1 pseudogene is annotated in these 312 nt (G+C 68.3%); it reads left to right on the top strand.

The annotated features are described in order from the left end of the window. Nucleotides 1–312 (top strand): annotated as a pseudogene (locus EN824_RS34265) (hypothetical protein); the annotation flags it as partial.

Raw genomic sequence — 312 nt, 5'->3', positions numbered from 1 at the left:
CAGTGCTGTTGTGCGCGCTGGACCTGCTCGCGCTGCTGGCCAGCGCCAACGCCGGCCTGGCCGCGCGCAACGTGCAGGCCGATGTCGGCGAGCTGTACGACTTCATCCTCGACCGCCTGAAGGGCTATTACGGCGACAAGGGCGTGCCGGCCACGCACTTCAACGCGGTGGCCGAACTGAAGCCGGCCTCGCTGTACGACTTCGACCGCCGCCTGGATGCGATCGGCACCTTCGCCGCACTGCCGGAAGCCGAAGCACTGCCTGCCGCCAACAAGCGCATCCGCAACATCCTGCGCAAGGCCGAGGGCGACA

Source organism: Mesorhizobium sp. M8A.F.Ca.ET.181.01.1.1, from assembly GCF_004792025.1.
Classification (GTDB): Bacteria; Pseudomonadota; Alphaproteobacteria; order Rhizobiales; family Rhizobiaceae; genus Mesorhizobium.
This window is presented reverse-complemented; position numbering and strand designations above follow the sequence as displayed.